The organism is Amphibacillus sp. Q70 (assembly GCF_052055485.1).
GTDB lineage: Bacteria > Bacillota > Bacilli > Bacillales > Amphibacillaceae > Amphibacillus.
Genome location: NZ_CP197171.1, coordinates 2,030,862 through 2,052,591 on the forward strand (window position 1 = coordinate 2,030,862; position 21,730 = coordinate 2,052,591).

The 21,730-nt window shown below is 38.1% G+C and carries 12 protein-coding genes and 2 tRNA genes; 11 read left to right on the top strand and 3 right to left on the bottom strand.

From position 1 onward, the window contains the following. Nucleotides 1–124: 124 nt before the first annotated feature. On the top strand, nt 125–7,753 hold the full coding sequence (locus ACS127_RS08925) for a glycoside hydrolase family 3 N-terminal domain-containing protein (RefSeq protein ID WP_440894693.1): 7,629 nt from the start codon (nt 125–127) through the stop codon (nt 7,751–7,753). A gap of 491 nt (nt 7,754–8,244) precedes the next feature. On the opposite strand, the gene ACS127_RS08930 is transcribed toward ACS127_RS08925, so the two are convergent. Both ACS127_RS08930 and ACS127_RS08935 read right to left on the bottom strand, forming a co-directional pair. Continuing rightward, nucleotides 8,245–8,333 (bottom strand) — tRNA-Ser (locus ACS127_RS08930). A 6-nt stretch (nt 8,334–8,339) separates the two neighbouring features. Beyond that, nucleotides 8,340–8,412 (bottom strand) — tRNA-Thr (locus tag ACS127_RS08935). A gap of 292 nt (nt 8,413–8,704) precedes the next feature. Here ACS127_RS08935 and ACS127_RS08940 point away from each other — a divergent pair. From ACS127_RS08940 to ACS127_RS08985, 10 genes are all read left to right on the top strand, one after another. After that, entirely contained in the window at nt 8,705–9,559 is an 855-nt protein-coding gene (locus ACS127_RS08940; protein WP_440894694.1) for a MurR/RpiR family transcriptional regulator, read from the top strand. Further along, complete coding sequence (gene murQ, locus ACS127_RS08945; protein ID WP_440894695.1) at nt 9,552–10,445, top strand: N-acetylmuramic acid 6-phosphate etherase; 894 nt, start codon at nt 9,552–9,554, stop codon at nt 10,443–10,445. Before ACS127_RS08940 ends, murQ begins: the two co-directional genes overlap by 8 nt. Nucleotides 10,446–10,466: 21 nt before the next feature. Next, nucleotides 10,467–11,909, top strand: a complete 1,443-nt coding sequence (locus ACS127_RS08950) for a PTS transporter subunit EIIC (RefSeq protein ID WP_440894696.1) — start codon at nt 10,467–10,469, stop codon at nt 11,907–11,909. Beyond that, nucleotides 11,902–12,939 carry a MupG family TIM beta-alpha barrel fold protein gene (locus ACS127_RS08955; RefSeq protein ID WP_440894697.1) on the top strand — a complete coding sequence of 346 codons (1,038 nt, stop codon included), beginning with the start codon at nt 11,902–11,904 and terminating at the stop codon, nt 12,937–12,939. Before ACS127_RS08950 ends, ACS127_RS08955 begins: the two co-directional genes overlap by 8 nt. A 962-nt stretch (nt 12,940–13,901) precedes the next feature. Further along, on the top strand, nt 13,902–14,207 hold the full coding sequence (locus ACS127_RS08960; RefSeq protein ID WP_440894698.1) for a PTS sugar transporter subunit IIB: 306 nt from the start codon (nt 13,902–13,904) through the stop codon (nt 14,205–14,207). A gap of 29 nt (nt 14,208–14,236) precedes the next feature. Further along, nucleotides 14,237–15,565, top strand: coding sequence for a PTS sugar transporter subunit IIC (locus tag ACS127_RS08965; protein ID WP_440898115.1), 1,329 nt, complete (start codon nt 14,237–14,239; stop codon nt 15,563–15,565). A gap of 75 nt (nt 15,566–15,640) precedes the next feature. After that, nucleotides 15,641–15,949: a PTS lactose/cellobiose transporter subunit IIA gene (locus tag ACS127_RS08970; protein ID WP_440894699.1), complete on the top strand. Its 309-nt coding sequence runs from the start codon at nt 15,641–15,643 to the stop codon at nt 15,947–15,949. Between the two features lie 63 nt (nt 15,950–16,012). After that, nucleotides 16,013–16,252, top strand: coding sequence for a hypothetical protein (locus ACS127_RS08975; protein WP_440894700.1), 240 nt, complete (start codon nt 16,013–16,015; stop codon nt 16,250–16,252). Nucleotides 16,253–16,279: 27 nt separating this feature from the next. Continuing rightward, nucleotides 16,280–18,325, top strand: coding sequence for an anhydro-N-acetylmuramic acid kinase AnmK (gene anmK, locus ACS127_RS08980; RefSeq protein ID WP_440894701.1), 2,046 nt, complete (start codon nt 16,280–16,282; stop codon nt 18,323–18,325). Nucleotides 18,326–18,342: 17 nt separating this feature from the next. After that, complete coding sequence (locus ACS127_RS08985) at nt 18,343–19,428, top strand: DUF871 domain-containing protein (RefSeq protein ID WP_440894702.1); 1,086 nt, start codon at nt 18,343–18,345, stop codon at nt 19,426–19,428. A 1,354-nt stretch (nt 19,429–20,782) separates the two neighbouring features. Here the strand turns inward: ACS127_RS08985 and ACS127_RS08990 are convergent. Further along, the gene (locus ACS127_RS08990; RefSeq protein ID WP_440894703.1) at nt 20,783–21,346 is read right to left on the bottom strand and encodes a DNA-3-methyladenine glycosylase I; all 564 of its coding nucleotides are present in this window, start codon (nt 21,344–21,346) and stop codon (nt 20,783–20,785) included. Nucleotides 21,347–21,730 lie beyond the last annotated feature (384 nt).

A 21,730-nucleotide genomic window follows, 5' to 3' on the forward strand; every position in this document is an offset into this window, starting at 1 on the left:
CCAAGGCAATAACTTGGAGAGTGAATAAGTTTCTTAACTCATTTACTCTATTGGTTCAAAAAAATGTAAATTATGCTTAATAGGTTTCAAGTTTTCTAGAATATGTGCTTATAAGGAGGAAAAAATGTATAAATACAGAAGGCAAACAGCTTTGTTTATGATTCTTTTATTGTTGTTTACAGTAGTAGAAACATTTTTTACCGTTCCACATGTTAAGGCAGAGGTTAGTAATGAATCAGATGAATCTCCTATTTATCTCGATTCTAATGAATCTATTGAAGATAGAGTAAATGACTTACTAGCTAGAATGTCTACTGATGAAAAGCTTGGTCAAATGATTCAAGCGGAAAGAGGATCTGTAACGCCAGAGCAAGTAAAAGAGTATAAACTAGGATCAGTTCTTAGTGGTGGAGGCTCATTTCCTAATGATGAGGAAAAAGATAGTTTACCAGAAAATTGGTCCCAACTTGTAGATGACTATCAGGATGCAGCCTTGGAAACTGACTTAGGGATACCAATCATATATGGGGTTGATGCCGTTCATGGGCATAATAATGTAATTGGTGCTACTATTTTCCCTCATAATATTGGGCTGGGAGCTGCAAATAATGAGGATTTAACACAAGAAGTAGGTGCCGCAGTAGCCGATGAAGTCAGATCAACAGGTGTTCATTGGAATTTTGCACCGACTATTGCTACCGCTCAAAATATTTCTTGGGGTCGTACCTATGAAGCTTTTTCCGATGATGTAGCAAGATCAGCAAGTTTAGGAGAAGCTTATGTGAAAGGACTACAAGGTGATTTATCTGAAACCGATGTAGTTGCAACAGCTAAGCACTTTATTGGGGAAGGTTACACAGATGGGGGACGAAACCAAGGCGATATTAGTACTTTATCTGAGGATGAAATACTCGAAAAAACACTAGTTATGTATGAAAAGGCTATTGATGCAGGTGTACGTACAGTCATGGCGTCCTACCATAGCATTGGTGGTTTAAGAATGCATGCTAATAAGCGTTTGTTAACAGATGTTTTAAAAGGTGAGTTAGGGTTTGATGGTTTTGTTATTACTGATTATAATGGCATTGATCAAATAAGTGTTGATCAAGATGGCAATAATGTAAGCGGTTTAAAGGACCAGTTAAAAACAGCTGTTAATGCGGGTGTTGATATGTTCATGCAGCCTCAGAATTGGCTAGAAACACTTAATCATCTCAAAAACCTAGTTGAAGATGAAGAGGTTAGTATGGACCGAGTAGATGATGCCGTAACAAGAATTTTAAGAGTAAAGTTTGAGGCGGGATTATTTGAAAATCCCAAAACTGATCCTTCACTAGCTGATGAGTTTGGTCATGAAGATCATAAGGATGTTGCTCGTCAAGCCGTTCGTGAATCACTTGTTTTATTAAAGAATGATGAAGTGAATGGGGCTCCAATTATGTCACAACTAGCTGAGATGGATGATATATTCGTGGCTGGTCGTAGTGCAGATGATATAGGTCTCCAATCAGGGGGTTGGACAATTAGTTGGCAAGGGGCTCCAGGAAACCATACACCAGGTACAACGATTCTTGAAGGAATTCAAGAAAGAGTTGGAGCTGATAAGGTAACTTATAACGAGCATGGTAGAGGTGCAGCTGGTAAAGATGTTGCAATTGCCGTTTTAGGTGAAATGCCTTATGCAGAAAGTGATGGGGATACAAGTGAGATAACGTTTGATTTTGCTCAAAATGAAACCCTTAAAAATATTCGCCGTGCAGATCCAGATATCCCAATCATTGTCGTGCTTGTTTCTGGCCGTCCAATGATCATCACTGATCAGATGGATGATTGGGCAGGGCTAGTTGCAGCTTGGTTACCTGGAACAGAAGGTGGAGGTGTAGCTGATGTATTATTTGGTGATTATGATTTTGAAGGTACATTACCAATTCGTTGGCCACACTTTATGGAAGCGTATCCATCCTTTTATGGTGAAGAAAGTGATTACTTCTTGTTTGAAACTGGATATAATTTAACAAAAGAGGAAGTCACACCGGAATTGCCAGAAGTTCCAGAAAAGCCAGAGGTAGAAAGCCAGCCCATTCCTGGTAAGATCGAAGCTGAAGATTGGTTACGCCAAAGTGGTCTTGATACTGAGGAAACTGAAGATGAAGGCGGGGGTCTAAACGTAGGTTGGTCTGATTCAGGAGATTGGCTAGATTACCAAATTAATGTAACGGAATCTGGATTTTACAATGTTGATATTCGTTATGCAGCAGATGGTAATACGGGAGTTCAATTAATAGATGAAAATAATAATGTAATAGGCGAAATGTCTGTATCTAGTACAGGTGGCTATCAAAGCTGGGAAACATATACGATTGAAGATGTTGCATTAGAAGAGGGGAATCAACGCATTCGTGTATTGTTTACGGCTGGGGAATTAAATCTTAATTGGTATGAATTTGAGCGAACGGGTGATATTCCAGATGATTATGATCCTACTCCCGAACCGCCAGCTTTACCTGAAGATGATGAAGCAACGGTAGTTAAAGAAGATGCTGTAGATAATTGGCTAACCTTAGCACGAGATGCTCAAGATATGGGCTGGTATTATAATTCTCGTTGGCAAGAAGGTGATCCAAAACTAGAAAAGCAAGATAATCTAGATATAACTCAAGAAGTAGAAGATTCAGAGATTAATACGATTCACATCGATCCAAGCGAAACCTATCAAGATGTTATGGGTATTGGTGCTTCGGTAGATGAATCGACTATCTATAATATGATGAAGATGAGTGAAGAAGCAAGAAATGAATTAATTGAAAAGCTTGTAGATCCAGAGGATGGTATTGGAATGAGCTTGATGCGGTTAACAATCGGTACGTCAGACTTTACCGCACAAGAATTCTATTCTTATAATGATATGCCTCCTGGAGAAGAAGATTTAGATTTAAGCGAATTTTCAATTGAAAAGGATCGGGAGTTTAAGATTATTGATACCGTGAAGAAAATGCAAGAAGTTAATCCAGATATTAAATTCTTTGCATCTCCATGGAGTCCACCAGGCTGGATGAAAACATCTGATAGTATGATTGCTGGACAACTTAAAGAGGGTTATGAAGAGGTGTTGGCTGAATATTATTTAAAATTTTTCCAAGCCTATCGCGAAGAAGGCATTGAGATAGAAGCGATGACACTTCAAAATGAACCACTTCTTGAGATTGACTATCCAAGTATGCATTTGCCTTGGAATAGGGCAGTTACCTTAGCCAAGTATTTGAGAGAAAAGCTAGATGCTAATGGTTTTGATCATGTGAAACTCTGGATGTTTGACCATAATCCAGCGGATGCACAGAGTTATGCAGCTAGATTCTTACAGGATGACGATGGTTATGCTGCCATTGATGGTACGGCCTTCCATGATTATGGTGGCTCTTTATCAGAAATGACAAAGATAAAAGAGCAATTCCCTGACAAGGATGTCTATTTAACAGAACGTTCGGTTTGGGGCACGCATGGTGCTGATCGAATTGCACAGTATTTTAGAAATTATGCACGTAGTTATAATTCTTGGGTTGTGATGCTTGATAGTGATATTAATACACATCAATGGGTTGGTACACCAGATCCAACGACAATAGTTCAGGATTCTGCTGAGCCGGACCATTATTGGTTAACACCAGAATATTATATCCATGGGCATTACACTAAGTTTGTAAAACCTGATTATACCCGAATAGACAGTGATTATGGTTCTTCTGATAAAGTGACAAATGTATCTTTTATGAGTCCAGACGAAGAGGAAATAGTTACGGTCGTTACCAATCAAACAAATGCAGATCAAAAATTTAAGTTAGTTTCAGAAGGTACCCAATTTACAGCTGTTTTACCAGCGAATTCTGTAGCAACCTATCGTTGGGACCGCCTAGAAGCACACCAAGTACCGGGAACTATAAATGCTGTTGACTATGAAGAGGCTGAAGGGACATTCAGTACAAGTAACGGCTATGTCGGTGAATTACAGGATACAGCAACTTTTGATTATCTTGTAGATGTCAAAGAAGCAGGAGATTATTATCTTGACCTTGGACATGCTGAAGAATCAAATGAACCCCAATTTGAGGTATCGATAGATGGTGAAAGTTTAGGAACTCTAACAAGTGAAGCAACTGGATGGTGGGAAAATTGGGCTAAGATAAGAACAAAAGTACCATTAAATAAAGGTATTCAAAGACTAAGAATCACTGCAGTTGGTGAGGGTTTCAATTTAAATGATATAACCTTTACTAAGGCACCAAACGAACATAGTGTTCCAGGAAGAATTCAAGCAGAGCAGTTTACAGAACACGAAGGGGCCCTTATTCAAGATATAGATGGTGGACAAATTGTTAGCTACTTAGATCCAAATGATACAATGAATTATAATATTGATGTAGAGGCGACTGGCACCTATAAAGTGACCTATCGTTATGCATCAGGAGAAAGCAATCCAAGCTTGGAATGGATTGTTGATGGTGAACCTATTCATACGAGTAAATTAGAAGGTACTGAAGATTGGGAGACCTGGACAGAAGCCACGGATGAGATTGAATTAGAGGCTGGTCAATATGAATTACAGCTTAGAGTGGTAGAAGGCTTAAATATTGACTGGATTTCGATCGGATCTACGTTAGATCTGAGTAATGCTACTGTTACAGAAGGAGCAGAGGATGGTCATATAATTGATGTGTCACTTGAAAATGATACATTTATTGAAACTTTAGATGTAACTGATTGGGAATTAGTTGGTGGACCAGTAGGTGTTACCATTTCTGAAGTAAATCGTGTAAATGAATCTCAAGCTGAAGTAGTTTTATCGGGTAATCGTTTAGTTGATTATGATACTGATATCCAAGCAAAACTAACTGTAAGCAACACGCAAATTCAAGGTTGGAATAATGCTGACTCTGACTTTAGTATTACTGGAGAAGTGATTTTTGAAGCAATAGATGATCCAGAAAGCATTTCAGTACAACCTGAAACAACTGAATCTGGTGATGGTGAACTTACAGTAACGATTGACGGCGGTACATTTATCGAAGATGAAGTTGATCAAATCTATCTTACTGGGGCTTTGATTGACAGTGGAACTGTCTCTGCAGACGAGGTCATATTTAATAAGCCAACAGAAGTAACAATAAAATATTCACAAGATAGTACACTTATCTATGAGGATGTTGTACTAACTGTAAATATACCGAAAGAAGCCTATGCAGATTCCACCAATGGTACAACCCTGACAGACAACTTTATTTTGTTAGGAACAGTTAATCAAGAAGAACCGACAGAGCTACCAGGAGAAATTGACTTAGAAGATTTCTATAAACTAAGTGGTGTTACCGTGGATCAATCGATAATCACTGATATAGAGGCTGGGGATTGGATTGAGTACATGATTGACGTTCCTGAAACCAAAGAATACCTGTTAACACTTGGCTTCAATACAAATAGTGATGCGAGTGTTGTCATGAAAAGTGATGAGGGTGATGAATTAGCGACAGTTAATGTGCCTAATGTTTGGGGTCAGTGGTCAGAGGTCAACAAGCCAATATCACTTGAGTCTGGTAAACAAATAATTAGAGTATATGCTGAAGCGGGTGAACTTCAATTAAATAAACTTGCAATTGAGGAATTACAAGTAACCGAATCAACAGAAGATATAGTAAGGATTGAAGCAGAAGATTATATAGATGCGAGTCAAGCTATCATCCAAAAAGGTGAACGTACAAATATTGGCTACACAGTTGCAGGAGGTTGGATTGATTATTTAGTTAATGTACCTGCCGGTAAATACCAAGTGACTTATCATTATGCAACAACAGAAAGCGGCGTGAGTACTCGTGCTACAGTAAAAGAAAATCAAATCACCACTGCATTACCAGCTACAGGTGATTGGGAAAATTATCAAAATGCCGTTTCTGATGGAACGATTGCTATCCCAGAAGGTGATCAAACACTTCGGTTAGATATACTTGTTAATGGTTACAATTTAGATTGGCTTGAGTTGCAATTTGTTGAGCCTCTTCCGGAAGAGGAACCAGTAGAAAAATCTGACTTGGAAGAATTAGTAGAAGAAGCCGAAGCTTTAGATGCTGATCTCTATACAGAAGAAAGCTGGGAAATCTTGCTTGAAGCCATGGATGATGCTAAAGCTGTATTGGAAGATGAAACAGCAACTCAAGAAGAAGTCGATCAAGCTGTAACTGCATTACAAGAAGCTATTGAACAATTAGAACGGGTTGAACCAGAAGAAGTTGATAAATCAGAACTAGAGACGCTTGTTGCGCTTCAGGCTGATAAATCGGAAGCAGATTATACAGCAGAGAGTTGGGAAGTATTTGCCGAAGCTTTGAGCAATGCCGAAGCAGTGCTTGCAGATGAAACAGCAACTCAAGAAGAAGTAGAAGCTGCTGTAGCGAACTTAGAAGTAGCGATCGAACAACTTGAAGAACAAGATGAAGAGCCAACACCAGTAGAAAAATCAGACTTGGAAGAGCTAGTAGAAGAAGCTGAAGCTTTAGATGCTGACCTCTATACAGAAGAAAGCTGGGAAATCTTACTTGAAGTCATGGATGATGCTAAAGCTGTATTGGAAGATGAAGCAGCGACTCAAGAAGAAGTCGATCAAGCTGTAACTGCATTACAAGAAGCTATTGAACAATTAGAGCGGGTTGAACCAGAAGAGGTTGATAAATCAGAACTAGAGACACTTGTTTCACTTCAATCAGACAGGCTGGAAGCAGATTATACAGCAGAGAGTTGGGAAGTATTTGCCGAAGCCTTGAGCAATGCCGAAGCAGTGCTTGCAGATGAAACGGCAACTCAAGAAGAAGTCAATGATGCTGCAGCGGACTTAGAAGCAGCGATCGAACAACTTGAAGAACAAGATGAAGAGCCAACACCAGTAGAAAAATCAGACTTGGAAGAGCTAGTAGAAGAAGCCGAGGCTTTAGATGCTGATCTCTATACAGAAAAAAGCTGGGGAATCTTGCTTGAAGCTATGGATGATGCTAAAGCTATATTGGAAGATGATACAGTAACTCAAGAAGAAGTCGATCAAGCTGTAACTGCATTACAAGAAGCTATTGAACAATTAGAGCGGGTTGAATCAGAAGAGGTTGATAAATCAGAACTAGAGGCGCTTGTTGCACTTCAGGCTGATAAATCGGAAGCAGATTATACAGCAGAGAGTTGGGAAGTATTTGCCGAAGCCTTGAGCAATGCCGAAGCAGTGCTTGCAGATGAAACAGCAACTCAAGAAGAAGTCGATGATGCTGTAGCGAACTTAGAAGCAGCGATCGAACAGCTTGAGGAACAAGATGAAGAGCCAACACCAGCAGAAAAATCAGACTTAGAAGAGCTAGTAGCCGAAGCTGAAGCTTTAGATGCTGATGCCTATACAGCAGAAAGCTATGCAGATTTAGAAGCAGCACTAGCAATAGCAAGAGCTGTTTTAGCAGATGAGGAAGCAACCCAAGCCGATATAGATACGGCACTGGAGGCTTTAAAACTAGCAATGAACAGTCTGGAAGCTGTACAATCTGATGAACTAGATTCAGAGAAGCCAAAAGATCCCGTTCCATCAGATCCAGAAGGTCCATCAGATGATGGCGGCTCATTACCAGCGACAGCAACATCAATCTATAACTGGTTAGGTATAGGGTTTATGCTACTATTAATAGGTGGACTGATTGTCTTTTGGATAAATAGAAAGAAACAATCTGTAAAATAAGATATAGTAAATGGGCAATTGAAATTTACAAGACTCTAGTGGGGACAGCACGAGCTGAAGCCCCGCTTGAGGGGGGATCTTTGCTACTCAAATTAGCTGCAGGCAGGTTAAGTTCGCCACTCCTGTGGCAGAGCTTTTGACGGGGCGAATAATCGCAATGGGCTTCGGTGGGACGACGAGTAACCGCACTAAGGAAAGCAACTTTAGTACTCACATCGCAAGAATAAGTGTCATTCTTATTTTGAGTTCCAGTCCCAACACCTGCATGACCTACGTCCTGTAGCCCTCAATCCCTACGAAATGTGTGCCCGTGGTTTTTCCGAACGATTGGACACTTCTAATTTAGAAAGTGAAAGTCAAACGATAAAGCGAATGGTTATCTCAATTTACTTGGATAACCATTCGCTTTTTTAACTGCTTCTTTTACTTTTGTCCCAGCTTTTGCAATGAATAATGAAGTTTTGTAGTTGAGGAATGTTAACTATTATTGACGGAGAAGGTGGGATTCGAACCCACGCGACAATGACTTGCCCTAACGCATTTCGAGTGCATCCCCTTATAGCCACTTGGGTACTTCTCCATTGAATGCTGGTGAGAGGACTTGAACCCCCGACCCCTTCATTACGAGTGAAGTGCACTACCAACTGTGCTACACCAGCAAAAAAGATACGATATTATCTTACTCCTTTTATATATTTTCTTCAAGTGATTTAATTATCAGAAAATTGTTGTAACGACCACAGCTTCTGATAATGAAGAGGGAAATTATCCATTTTATTGCATACTTTAAAAATTTGTTATTCTTATTGTGCAGAATCAAAAGTTTCATATAAAAAACAACATAACAATAGAAATATTCACATTATGGTATAATGTTTCTCGAATAATTAATTTTATTGACACTATGTTTTAAGATGTTATGATCAAAATATATCGAGAAGGAGTTTTCGTATGAAAATCGCGACAATTAGACTAAGAGAATTTTTGAGTCAAGCGAGTACAACTGAGCAAGTTATTATTGACTATGTGTTAAAACACCCTGATCAGGTTGCACAGATGACGATATACAAATTAGCGGAGTTAACTTTCTCTTCGCCCTCGTCAATCATCCGTTTATGTAAAAAGAATGGCTTTTCTGGTTACAAAGAGTTTTCTAAAGCCTTGATTTACGAACAAGCGGTAAGAAAAAGTTATAAATCAAAAGAAATGCCCGATGTAACACGGACAGATTCGATCCATGATATTGTTAATAAAGTGATGAACAAAAATATATTGTCGCTTGAAGAAACAACAAACTTACTCGATTTTAAAGTCATCAAGCATTGTGTGGAACTAATTTATGACTGTGAAAAACTTGTCTTATTTGGGATTGGTGCTTCGCAAGTTGTTGCCCAAGATGCCCAATTAAAATTTACTAGAATCAATAAAATGTCATATATAAGTGCAGATTGGCATACGCAGCTATTAATGGCACGTAATATGGCAGCAAATGACGTGGGTATTATTTTTTCCTACTCAGGACAGACAAGTGAAATGATTGAATGTGCCAAAGCAGCGAAGGAGAATAATGCTCAAATCATTTCGATTACGAAGTATGGAAGCGCACCCATTATTGATTTGGCTGACCACAATTTATTTGTCGCAGCTAATGAATATGCTTTCCGCAGTGGGGCGATGTCTTCAAGAATTTCGCAACTTAATTTAGTTGATATCCTTTACACTGCTTATGTCAACATGCAGTACGAAAAATCAATAGAAATTCTAGAGAAAACACAGATATGGAAGGAGTCGGATCAGAATGATTAATTTAGGTCGCATGACGACTGAACAACAAAATCCGGATACGTTAGATTTTGATCAAATATCTTATGCAGAGGCGTTAACGGTAATGAATCAAGAAGATATGAAAGTTGCCGTTGCAATAAAAAAAGTTTTACCACAACTGGAATTGGCCGTTCGAGAAATTGTCACTGCTTTTGAATCGGGAGGAAGATTGATTTATCTAGGTGCTGGTACGAGTGGCCGATTAGGTGTACTTGATGCAGCAGAATGTCCCCCGACATTTGGTACACCAAAGGAAATGGTTGTTGGTTTAATTGCAGGAGGTGAGGATGCGTTAATTGATGCGATTGAAGGTGCTGAAGACAATAGCGAAATGGGGGAAAGCGATTTAAAAAATATTCATCTAACTTCCCAAGATGTTGTTGTCGGTTTGGCTGCAAGTGGTCGAACACCATATGTAATTGGAGGATTAGAATATGCTAATCAAGTTGGTGCAAAAACGGTAGCGGTTGCCTGTAATGCTCATTCAGAAATTGGTCAAGTCGCCAATATTCCAATCGAAGTTGTGACTGGTCCTGAAGTTGTAACGGGATCAACCAGATTGAAGGCGGGTACAGCTCAAAAGCTGGTCTTGAACATGTTATCAACTCTTTCAATGGTGGGGATTGGAAAGGTATATCGAAATCTTATGGTTGACGTCCAACGAACCAATGAAAAATTAGAAGTACGATCTGAAAATATTGTGATGGCAGCCACGGAGGTAAGTCGAGCGATTGCCAAGGAGCAGCTCAGGAAAAGTAATGGAAATGTTAAGTTGGCGATTACGATGATTTTATTAGACTGTGATTTAGCAACAGCAGAACAGAAACTAGACGCTGCCAATGGACATATTCGAAAAACACTTGATTAATTAAAGAAAGAGGTGCGTGAAATGGCTAAAAAGAATGAACAATTGATCCGTGAAATTGTTGAATTGGTAGGTGGAACGAACAATATTCAATCTGCAACAAATTGTATGACGCGTTTAAGAGTTCGTTTGGTTAATGATAGCAAGGTTAAAGTAGATGAGCTGAAAGAACTTGAAGGTGTTATGGGTGTCGTTGAAGCAGAAACTTTACAAATTGTTGTTGGCCCAGGTAAAGCGAAAAAGCTGGCTGATTTATTAGTTGAACAATACAGTGTTAAGCAGGATTCAGCAGGCGGATCAGAAACCTCAACAACAAATGACTGGCAGGAGAATAAGGCTAGTGTTAAAAAGGGACAAAAACAAGGGAAATTGAAATCTGCTCTGGAATTGATTGCCGGAATATTTATTCCAATGATTCCAGCCATTATTGCTGCGGGTATTTTCAATGGGTTTAGTAGTTTAATTGGAACGATGCAAGGTGAAGGTGCCCTGGCAGGACAATTTTGGGAAACGGTCCGGCTGTTATTTTCATTAATTGGTACTGGATTCTTAGGTTACTTTGCGATTTATACGGGAATTAACTCAGCCAAACGCTTTGGAGCTACTGAAGCTCTTGGCGGAATGGTTGGTGCCATGTCAATAGCTGCACCAATTGATGAGATCTCGCAATTATTTGGATTATTTGATGCTGATGAACCGCTCAATTCAATTTTGACAACAGGTAAAGGTGGAATTATCGGAGTTATTTTCGGTGTATTCATCTTAGCTAAAATTGAAAAAGCTGTTCGTAAACGTATTCCTGATGTATTGGATTTAATTGTTACACCTGTTATTACTTTATTGATTACAGCTATATTATTTATTTTCATTGTTATGCCTGCATCTGGATTGGTATCAGATTGGTTAGTCAGTGGGTTAAGCTTGATTATTGGCTCCGAATATACGATTGTCAATATTATCTCTGGCTATCTTCTGGCAGCACTATTTTTACCGATGGTATTACTAGGCTTACACCATGGTTTAATTCCAATCTATGCGATCCAGCTTGAAGTATTAGGAGGAGTATCACTATTCCCTGTCCTTGCTATGGCAGGAGGCGGTCAGGTTGGTGCGGCTGTTGCGATCTACCTGATGTGTAAAAAAGTTGGTAATGATCGTTTGAAACAAGTGATTGCTGGTGGACTGCCAGCCGGAATTCTAGGAATTGGAGAGCCGCTAATTTATGGGGTTACCCTACCGCTTGGAAAACCGTTCATTACTGCAGGGCTAGGAGCTGGTTTTGGCGGTGCTTATGCCATGATGATGAATGTGATGTCAAATGCTTGGGGACCTTCCGGCTTGGTTGCTGTTCCATTAATGCACGCAGATAAGATGATCCACTTTGTGATTGGTATCTTCATTTCATATATTGGTGGCTTTATCATTACCCATCTCTTTATTAAAAAGGAAGATGTCTTAAATGTTTAATCGGATGGGTCTTTCGGTTTATATTTCAACCTTTGACCGACAGAAAGAGATGTTGAAAAATAGAATAGGAAGTGAAGGCTTTGTCTTCACTTCTTTCCATATCTCAGAAGAGGTCGATGAAGAATATCTGGAAAAAGCCGTCCAAATGTGTGATTGGCTGTATGCAAATAGTTTCTCGATCATTGCAGATGTTTCACCAAAGACACTGGAATATTTTAATGAACCAGATTTAGTTAGCTTTGCTGAAAAAATGCACATCGATGTCCTCCGATTGGACTATGGCTTTACTGATGACCAGATTAAGGAGATTGCTGAAAAAATCCCTCTTGCCTACAATGCGTCAACCATGGATTTGGATGCTGTAGTAGAAACAGAGCAACAGGTCTATGCGATGCACAATTTTTATCCGCGTCCAGAGACAGGATTAGATCAGAGACTATTTAATTCAATAAATGATAAGTTAATTGATGATTCTATTGAAGTGATGGCATTTATTCCTGGAGATGAAGAGAAGCGAGCACCAATAAAAGCGGGGTTGCCAACAGTTGAAAGTCATCGTAACTTGCCACCGTATTTAGCATATTTAGATATGGTGCAAAATTACAAGATTGATCATGTTTTTATTGGGGATGTTCGAATCTCAGAACAACAATTCAGATTAATCGAAACCTATCAAAAGACGAAGATCATTCAAATTCCTGTTCAATTCACTGAACAACATATGTCACTTTATCAACAAACATTTACAATTCGAATTGATTCCCCACAAGGGATCATGCGCCTTCAAGAATCAAGAGGCTATGCCAGTGCTGGCGATAAAATCGAGCCTAATAATTGCAAAAACCGAATACGTGGCATGATCACAATGGATAATCTTCACTATCAGCGTTACTCTGGGGAAATTCAAATCCTACGTGAGGATTACCCTGAGGATTGGCGAGTGAACGTGATTGGTGAAGTGAGTCCAGATTATCTATCAATCGTTGATATGATAAAAAATGGTGATCAAATTCAATTTATTCAAGCTTAATAATTTATTCCAAGATTTATACTCAACGTCTGATATTTGCGTGCATTCGCACGCAATCTCAGATTTCGTACATACTACTATTTTATACCGATAAATATCATAGACAATCTAGTTTATTCCACTATTACATACAACTTATTTATTCCCTAGAACATTGTTTTACTTATTTTGATAAAACGATTTACTTCATAAAACTTTCGATATCGGTATCTCACAAATTATTGCACAAGATGTTCAATTAAAATTTACTAGAATTAATAAAAGGTTATATATTAGTCACGCTAGGCATATCCAACTACTAATGGTGTCCAAATTCATGTTGATATTACTTTTTTCTATTCAGGTCAGATTAAAGAAAAAGATTGAATAATTGCAAACGACGAGAACAAATAATATTTAATTCATCTCAATTCCAGATCATGTAGTCGTTTTCACCATGATAGAAAAAGAGTCAGCTCAAAATAATGAACTAAGACTGTATCATGGTTGAACAACAGAATCCGAATATATTAGTCCTTGATCAAATATCTTAAGTAAAGGTGTTAATGGTAGCGAATCAAGCAGATATAAAAGTTACCATTTCGATAAAAAAGTTTATCACAGCTGGAATTGACCATTTGCGAAAGGGTTGCTGGTTCAATTGCGGGGAGGTGAGGGTGCACTAATTAATATGATTGAAGGAACTGAATGTATTAGAGCAATAGGAGAGGTTTAAATGATATTCAATTAAGCTCTCCGAATGTTGATGTTGGCTTGATTGTAGGTGATCGAACGTTATAGGAAATTCTTGAATCAGCCATTGGGAGATGTTCCATTCAAATGGTTTTAACTATCATGTTAAGTTGGTCATTGTATTTTTCGGTTGATAAAAATAATGCGATAGCTGAATGATCAAAAATAAATAGTTATGTTTGACAAGCAGCTAAGTGTTACCCAAATATTAACGAAAAGAGGAGATGAAGATGAAAGTATTGATGGTTTGTTCAGGTGGCATGTCTAGTGCGATCGTTGTAAAATCACTCAAGCAGGAAGCAGATAAACAGGAAATAGATATGGAGATCAAAGCTGTTGGGACAGGGGAGTTTGCTGAGGAAGTAAAAAATAACTATAACTATTCCTTAGTTGCTCCGCAAGTCAAACATCGTTTTAAGGATTTTAAGGCTGCGGCAGAAGAAGCGGGCGTTCCATGTGAGATGATTCCTCCACGTGGGTATACACCCATTGGTGCACCCAGTTTGATTAAACAGATTAAAGCAGGAGCCAAGTAGCCAAAAAAAGAAAGGATGAGTTAGATATGATGGAAAAGTTTATGAAATGGCTAGAAGAGAAATTCATGCCGCCAATGGCAAAGTTAGCTGAACAAAGACATTTAAGGGCAGTGCGTGATGGTGTTATTTCGACGCTTCCACTTATTATTGTAGGTTCCTTTTTTATCATTTTTGCTCAACCACCGATTCCATTTTTAGAGGAACTGGTTGCCCCTTATGTTGCTGACATCATGATTCCGCATCGTTTAACAGTAGGACTAATGAGTGTTTATGCCACCTATGGAATGGGATACAGTCTCGCCAAATCCTATAAATTGGATGGTGTATCCGGCGGTGTTCTGTCATTAGCGATGTTTTTAATGATGAACATTCCGCTAAATGTGGATGGAGTGATGGAAGAGGCTGTAAATGCAGGCATTGATGGCGCTACACCTATGGGATGGGTTCTGCCAATGGGTAACTTAGGTGGAGCTGGTATGTTTACTGCTATCCTATCGATGATTGTTGCTGTTGAAATTATGCGGTTTATGAAAGAGAAAAAAATGACTTTAACCATGCCTGATCAAGTTCCTGAGTCGGTTGCTCGATCATTTGAAGCCCTATTTCCGGCAGGTGTTGTTATTATTTTCGCTTGGGTTTTAAGAGTCATGATTGGTTTAGATATCAATGAATTGTTGATGAGTGTGTTCTCGCCATTAATAGAAATATCCGGTAATAATTATTTTGGTGTCATGCTCCCTGTCTTACTTATTACTTTATTATGGGCGGCAGGTATACATGGGGTATCTGTTATTGGCTCTGTTTTGAGACCAGCTTGGTTAATTATGCTTGATGCTAATACCGCCGCAGTGTCAGACGGTGGAAGTATGATATTTGGTGAAGGTGGACTACCTTATATTGCTCCAGAGCCATTTTATCAATGGTTAGTCTGGATTGGTGGATCTGGTGCAACTTTAGCTTTGGCCATTCTATTTCTTATTTCTAAATCAACATATCTTAAGCAAGTGGGGAAATTTAGTATTATCCCAGGGATTTTCAATATTAACGAGCCTATGATTTTTGGTGCACCGATTGTAATGAATCCCATCCTTGGCATTCCTTTCATCATAGCACCCGTTGTTATCACAACCATTTCTTATTTTGCGATCCAGACTGGAATTGTAAGTGGCTTTACCGTTTTGGCGCCTTGGACGTTACCAGGTCCGATCGGTGCATGGATGGCAACGGGGGGCAGTATAATGGCGGCTATATTAGTTATTATTAATATTTTAGTTGCCTTAGCTATTTACTATCCATTCTTTAAAGTTTATGAGAAGAAGATGATGGAAGAAGAGCAGGCTGACGCTGCTACAGCATAATAAATAGCTCAGGAGGTTGAAATCTTCAACCTCTTGAGTTTGATCTCAAATTAATGATTGAAAGGTGAATGAAACATGGATACGGAACAAATGATTTTTGATATTATTGCGAATGCCGGTGATGCTCGAGATTTAACTTATCAAGCCTTAGACAAAGTAGAAGAAGGTCATATTGATGAAGCAAATGAGTTGATTCAACGTGCTCAAGAGGTGATGGATGTAGCTCATAATGTACAATCCAAGTTAATTCAGCAGGAACTTCAAGGAGAATCGGTGACTGGTGGTTTACTGATGATTCATGCTCAAGATCATCTGATGACAGCTATTGCAGAACACCAAATGATTAAACGAATGATTCCTATCTTTAAAAAAATGCTCAACTAGGGAGTGGCTTATATGTATTATTTCATTTTTGCAATAATACTTTTTGTTATTTTCATCACGGGATTGAAGGTAATTCGAAAAGTCAGGAGAAAATATCAGCCTAATCGTTGGCTGGTCGGTTTCATTGGACCATTTATATTAATTATTCCAACCATTTTGTTTCCTAATTTACCGTTTTTAGTATGGGCTTTATTAGCGATTATATTTTGCTGGACAAATATTTATTTCTTTGAAACGACGAGGGAAATGCTAGATTCAGGAAAAATAAAAACGGGTTTTAAACATCAAAATAAATCAACCTAATCATTTGATTAGTTAGGAGGGAAGGAAATGAATTATTTTATTGGTGTAGATGCTGGAGGAACGAAAACCTCAGCTATTGCCTATGATGAAGCGCAGAATAAAATTGCTGAAGTCAATAAAGGACCAGGGAATTTAAGCGTAAACTGGGAAGAGGCTTATAACAATATAAAATTGAGTATTGATGGTGTCATAGAGAAGCAAAAGGCAAATGAATTATGTGGTATTGCTATTGGAATAGCAGGATTACCAGCAAATAAACAAACGGTTCTCGTTGAACAATTTAAATTGTATTATTCAGTACCTATAGTGATTCAATCTGATTATCTTTTAGCTTATAGAAGTATTTTTGGAAATGATAATGGTATCTTACTTGTTGGTGGTACGGGTGTAGTCATATATGGTGAAAATGGAATGAAGTCACTAAAACTGGGTGGCTGGGGGCACTTGCTTGGTGATGAGGGCAGTGGATACGATATCGTGATTCGAACCATAAGGTCTTCGATTGATGTCTATGAATCTAGTGGCAAGGTGCCTGTTGTTATGAGAGAACTATTAGATAGACTGGAAATGGATGATTTGGAATCGATCAAAACATTTATCTACCATAATGAGAAAAGTGTGATTGCAAACTTAGCACCAATAGTCATCGAATCAGCTAATAATGAAGATTCCTTTTCGAAGTCAATAATATATGAAGTGGCAGAGATCCTCTTTGACAAATTAGTTAATCTAATCACTCGTTTAGAAATAGAAGGAAAAATCAAACTTGCTATGATGGGAGGGATTTTAACACATACATCATTAATAACGGATTACATTTTGATGAAGTTAAAAAATAATGGGGTTGACGTTGAAATGATTAAGGAAATAGAACCCAATCAAGCGGTTCATTTTTATTTTAATTCATTAAATGAACAAGATGACTCCTACCAGTATGCAGTTGGTTTAATGTCGGGAACATCTTTAGATGGAATTGATACCGTATTGTGTCGCATTAAGGGAGTAGATGAAGAGACAACAGTAGATGTGGTCGATTTTAAAACCTATCCATACCATCCGACAACATTAGAACGAGTCAAATATATGGTTAGTGGAGACCTTATTCATGTTTCTCAACTTTCATCATTAAATTTTGAATTGGGCTATGAGTATGCATCTTGTGTCAAGAAAATATGTCAAGAAAACAAAATAGCTACAGATCAGCTCGCATATATTGCCTCACATGGACAAACGATTTTTCATGAAGCAGCAGGTGATGAGGAGGTATATCGTTCAACCCTGCAATTAGGGGAGCCGTCAGTTATAGCCTATCAAACTCAAGCAATGGTCGTGTCCAACTTTAGAGAAAAAGATATGGCGGCTCGAGGTGAAGGAGCGCCGCTCGTTCCTTTTAGTGAATATATTTTATATCGAGATGATAAAGCAAAAATATTATTAAACATTGGTGGTATAGGTAATTTAACATATATACCAAAAGAGGGAGAATTAAGTGGACTGTTTGGCTTTGATGTTGGTCCAGGAAATATGATGATCAATGAAGCTGTCAATTATTTTTATGATCTAGATTACGATGATGGGGGTTCAATTGCGAACAAAGGGACACTTATCAACCCATTGCTAGATGAATTGATGAGCCATTGGTTCATTACGAAAGAGCCGCCTAAATCATCAGGCAGGGATGAATTTGGTAGAGATTTCACCATTCAAACGATTGAAAAGTATCAAGATGCTAAACCTGAAGATATTATTCATACTTTGACAGCTTTTACTGCGAATACAGTTAATAAACATATAAACGACTTATTACTAGATGGATATGGAGTCGAACAACTTATTATTTCTGGAGGGGGAGTTCACAATTTAACACTTGTAACCATGCTTAAAGAGCTGTTATCCAAACAATCGGTAGAAGTTTTGACCCAAGAAGAATTAGGCTTCTCATCAGATGCTAAAGAAGCTATCGCTTTTGTTATTTTAGCTAATCAGACACTCCATCAAAAAGCTGGTAATGTGCCAACTGTCACAGGAGCTGAAAAACCAGTTATTCTAGGTTCCATCACATATCCTAAATAAAAGAAAGGAAGTACATGATGAAACGACTTGGTATTTCAATTTACCCTGAACATACTAAATATGAAGATAATATTGAATATATGAATAGGGCAAGTAAGTATGGTTTTAAACGTATTTTTACCTGTTTATTATCAGTTAATAAAAGTAGAGCGGAAATTATTGAGGAATTTAGAGGTCTCATTGAGCACGGTATTTCTTTAGGAATGGAAACAATATTGGATGTTAGCCCAAGAGTTTTTAGTGAATTAGATATTTCATATGAAGATTTATCATTTTTCGCTGAAACAAAAGCGAGTGGTATTCGATTGGATATGGCTTACTCTGGAAACGAAGAGTCATTAATGTCATTTAACCCATATGATTTAAAAATTGAAATTAACATGAGTACAGGAGCTCATTATATTGATAATGTGATGAAGTATAAACCTAATCTGGAAAATATAGTGGGGAGTCATAACTTCTATCCTCATCGATATGCAGGTCTGTCGGAGGAACATTTTATCCGTACATCAAAACAATTTAAAGACTTGGGATTAACAACTGCAGCCTTTGTATCATCACAATCTGCTAGTATTGGACCTTGGCCTGTTGATGAAGGACTTTGTACATTAGAGCAGCATAGAGAATTACCAGTTACTGTTCAAGCCAAACATTTATTTGCAATCGAATTGATTGATGACGTAATCATTGCTAATGCATTTGCATCAGAGGAAGAATTAAAGCAATTATCAAACGTAGACCCAAACTTATTAAAGTTTAAAGTGTATTTAAATAAAGATATTCCTGAATTAGAACGTAAAATAGTATTAGACGAATTTCACTTTAACCGTGGCGACGTTTCAGCCTATCTCATTCGTTCCACACAAAGCCGCGTAAAATATAAAGGTCATCATTTTGAAGTTTTTAATCCACAAGATATTAAAAAGGGTGATATTTTAATTGAAAGCAGTCTTTATGCTCATTATGCTGGTGAATTACAAATAGCTTTAAAGGATATGGAAAATTCAGGAAAAACAAATGTAGTAGGAAGAGTAGATGAAGATGAGCTGTTCTTACTTGATTACTTACAACCTTGGCAAAAATTCGGCTTATATGAGGATTAATTCAATTAGATCGTAAGTAAAATGGCTCTTTAACTTATAGAGATGAAGATTGATATCCTTAGTAAAAGCCCACTTATATATAGAATTTACATGATTGAATCATGTGATCAAACAATGATGATCTGCACGCAATTGCGTGCAGATCCTAATATTGCGTGTAACCCCATTTATCACAGATAACCGTCCGTAAAACTTGGGTCAACACGATGTTGGTCACACAAGCGTTTCCCCAGGACGCGAAGACGTTAGCTTGTGTTCCTTAACAATATCAGTGGGTATTAAGGAACGCAGATTAAAACCGTCACCTCCTGGGACTGGGACTCAGAATAAGAATGACACTTATTCTTGCGATGTGAGTGCTAAAGTTGCTTTCCTTAGTGCGGTTACCAATGTTGTCAGGTTAAGCCAAGTAATCGATTAAGAGGGTGGAACAAAAAGATTTATTCATGAACAAACAGAATATGGATATAGAGGGCCCCCCTCCGCAGATGAGATCTGTTCCGCTTTCCTCTCGATAGTTGTGACTGGATCATTTTTTTAATGAGCCTTTTCATCTAACTTTTTCCATAATTAATAGGGGTTATTCCTCTAAGTATATATTAGCAACAGCTGAGATGAGATGAACATTCACTAGAAAGTGTGTGATTCATTGTTTTTTGAATGATTGAACACGCTCCATTTTGCATGAGAAAGGAGATGATAAAAAAGTTGAGACAAAAAACGAGTAGGTCATTCAGAAGTTGAACCCTACGTAATCAGAGCGTAGGAAATATACGTAGACTCCTCGAAAATAAAAGGCCATTTTCTTCGTGCGATGTCTCGTTGACGTAGCTTTCCTTGTCCTGTGGGAAAGCGCCGTGTGAAGACCCCGCAGAAAAAGTGTACTTCTTTTTCGAGGAGGCTGAGGACAAGCCCACGGAAAGCGAAGTATATTTCCGAAGCGGTCGTATTAACCTGACAACATTGCTGCGGTTACTCGTCCCACCGAAAACATTTGTGGCAACATCCAGGGTTGCGGTTACTCACCCCATCGAAAGGACTTGGGACTGGGACTCAGAATAAGAATGACACTTATTCTTGCGATGTGAGTGCTAAAGTTGCTTTCCTTAGTGCGGTTACTCACCCCACCGGAACCATATGCATGACCTACATCCTGTAGGACTATCTCCCACTGATTGAAGTTTCATTTTATCTTAGATTACCGTTCCGTCAATCTCGGGGCAGCATGACTAACAGTGTATAAGTCTAACTCCTATTAATGGAAATTTTGTTTTATCCGATGAAAATTAGCGAGATGAGCTTGCACTTAAGTGCTTAAACTTATCTTCATGTCCTGCCTAAGCATCATATAGACTTACTTTGAATGATTTGGATGACAAAAGCAGTCGGTTGTATGATCATTGACCATTCCAACTGCTTGCATATAGGCATAACAGATCGTGGGTCCGACAAATTTAAAGCCATCCTTTTTTAATTGTTTACTCATTTTTTCACTAATTTCCGTGGAGACGGGGACTTGTTGCTCGTTTTTCCAATAATTAATGATGGGTTGACCATTGACAAATTGCCAAATATAGTTTGAGAATGATTGTCCAGATTCAACAATTTTTAAATAGGCTTGTGCATTTGAAATGACACTATTTATTTTTAATTTATTTCGAACAATTCCTGAATTTCCAAGAAGTTGTTTTACTTTCTCTTGATCATAGTTAACGATTTTTTCTGGATCAAAGTGATCAAAAGCTTTTCGATAGTTTTCCCGCTTTTGTAAAATGGTCCACCAGCTTAAACCAGCCTGTGCTCCTTCTAAACAAAGCATTTCAAATAAGTAATGATCATGATAATCGGGCTTCCCCCATTCGTGATCATGGTATGCTATGTAGAGTGGTTCTTGTGTTACCCATGTACAACGGTTCATGTTATCAACTCCCTTTGTTAAATTATAGATCAATAGCCTAAGATCTACAAATCATATTAGCTAAAAGGTGTCATTTGATCATTAAGAAGGACGGAAAATTAGGTAAGGAATTAAGACCACTACAGCTTGATGAATGATAGGCTTTTAGCTAGAAGAAATACGGAGTGGGTCCCATTAGAATTATCCCATCATAACAAATGAACAATAACCGATGAAGAAATTATTAATCATAAGATAGAAATATTGAGACTGTTAATACAATACTTGGCGTCTGCATCCTATGTACAAATAAAAGATGAATGAAAGCAAATTTTTTTAATATTTTAACATAGTGTTAAGATTCACATCATAATAACTACTAGTAACACAAATGCAGCAGGCACT